We start from the raw sequence: 1902 nt of genomic DNA, 5'->3' as shown, positions 1-1902 counted from the left end.
GGCGCCGTCACCGGCCTCTCCCCAGAGTGGCGGTACCGGCGATGCCGCCGCGCCCATGGCGCCGGCCTCGGCGGGCGGCGGGCTGCCGTTCTTCATCGAATCCAAGCCTTGAGGCGCCGGGCCTGGACCCAGGCGGTGGCAGGGGCGCGGATGGGGCGAGGTGAGCGCGCGATGCGCGGTGCCTGGCGCGGCCCGCCGCGAGCGCGCGGGGTGTTGCGCTTTGCCCGCTTTCCGCATGCCATGCACCGCAGCGCGACCGCTCTCCGCTATGCTTGCCGGCGGTGCGTTCGCGGCCGGTGCCATGGCCGCCGTGCCGTTGCGATCCTCCCCCTCAACCTCTGGATACCCTTGCCATGATTGCTCGAAAAATGCGTTCCCTGGTCGCCGCTGGCGCCGTGATCTGCCTGTCGCTCGTGACCGCTGCCCACGCCGGCCCCCGGCTGGACAAGATCATGGAAAGCAAGGTCCTGCGCGTGGGCACGCCCGGCGACTACCGCCCCTTCGCCATCAAGACCGATGCCGGCTACAGCGGCCACGACATCGACGTGATCGAACTCATGGCCAAGGAACTGGGCGTGAAGGTCGAGTACGTGGCCACGAGCTGGCCCAACCTCATGAAGGACCTGCAGGGCGACAAGTTCGACGTGGCCGTGGGCGGCATCACCCGCAACGTCACGCGCATCCGCCAGATCGAGATGCTCCCCGGCTACGCGCCGTTCGGCAAGGTGGCGCTGGTGCGCACGGCCGACAAGGCCCAGTACCAGACGCTGCAGGACCTGAACAAATCGTCCGTGCGCGTCATCAAGAACCCCGGCGGCACCAACGAAACCTTCGTGCTGCAGAACCTGACCGCCGCGCAGGTCAGCACGCACGACAAGAACGCCGAAATCCCCGCGCTGATCGCGGAAGGCAAGGGCGACGTGATGATCACCGAAACCTACGAAGCCCTGCACTACGCCAAGGCCGACCCGCGCCTGACCGCCGCATTCATCGACGCGCCGCTCACGCCCACCAACACCCTGGGCTTCATGCTGCCTAAGGACGATGCCGACTATTCGCGCGTGATGGAGTTCGTCTGGGGCCTGCTGGATGCCCGCGGCACGCTCAAGCAGTCGGCCGACAAGTGGCTCAAGTGATCGGCTGACGCCATCTTCGGGCGGCCGCGCCGGTAGCGGCTCCCCGAAAAGCCAAAGGGCGCAGGCCACGGTGACGTGGCTGCGCCCTTTTTCCATGGAGCCGGCAGAAGCGCATGGCCCGCGAAGGCAGGCGGGTCAGTCGATGTCCACGCAGTGCAGCCCGAACCTGCCCGCCTTGCGGTCGGCGAAATAGCGCTCCAGCGTGGTCTTCACGGTGCGAAAGGCGATCTCGTCCCAGGGCACCTCGTCCTCGGTGAACAGGCGCGCCTCCAGGGTTTCGTAGCCCGGATCGAAGGCGTCGCTGAGCAGCTGGGCCAGGTAGAAGAAATGCACCTGCCCCACGTGCTGCACGTTCAACAGGCTGAACAGCGGCCCCATCTGGATCTGCGCGCCGGCTTCCTCGTCGGTCTCGCGCTCCGCGCCCTGCGCGGTGGTTTCGTTCAGTTCCATGAACCCCGCGGGCAGGGTCCACTTGCCCCGGCGCGGTTCGATGGCGCGACGGCACAGCAGCACCTGGTCGTGCCACACGGGCACGGTGCCCACCACGTTCAGCGGGTTCTCGTAGTGGATGGTGTGGCAGGCCGGGCAGACGGCGCGGTGCTTGGTGTCGCCATCGTCGGGAACGCGGTAAACCACGGCCGTTCCACATTCGCGGCAGTGCTTGATGGGGCTGCGGGAAGTCATTCGTTTTTCTGAAAATGAAGCGTCGTGGGGCGGCGGAGCGGGAACACCGGCCCCGGCCGATGGCCGCGAGGCCAGGGCGGGG

General features: G+C 67.9%; 2 protein-coding genes. One reads left to right on the top strand and one right to left on the bottom strand.

Annotation, left to right across the window (positions count from 1 at the left end):
* Positions 1-353 precede the first annotated feature (353 nt).
* The gene (locus tag AC27KI_RS23780) at positions 354-1136 is read left to right on the top strand and encodes a transporter substrate-binding domain-containing protein (protein WP_442867380.1); all 783 of its coding nucleotides are present in this window, start codon (positions 354-356) and stop codon (positions 1134-1136) included.
* 135 nt (positions 1137-1271) lie between these two features.
* On the opposite strand, the gene AC27KI_RS23775 is transcribed toward AC27KI_RS23780, so the two are convergent.
* Positions 1272-1820: an NUDIX hydrolase gene (locus tag AC27KI_RS23775; RefSeq protein ID WP_284399787.1), complete on the bottom strand. Its 549-nt coding sequence runs from the start codon at positions 1818-1820 to the stop codon at positions 1272-1274.
* Positions 1821-1902: the final 82 nt, after the last annotated feature.

The organism is Acidovorax sp. KPB24-03 (assembly GCF_057546605.1).
This window is presented reverse-complemented; position numbering and strand designations above follow the sequence as displayed.

Excerpts from the sequence above, each read along its gene's own strand:
- AC27KI_RS23775 (WP_284399787.1), bottom strand. The coding sequence starts at position 1,820 with ATGACTTCCCGCAGCCCCATCAAGCACTGCCGCGAATGTGGAACGGCC.
- AC27KI_RS23780 (WP_442867380.1), top strand. The coding sequence starts at position 354 with ATGATTGCTCGAAAAATGCGTTCCCTGGTCGCCGCTGGCGCCGTGATC.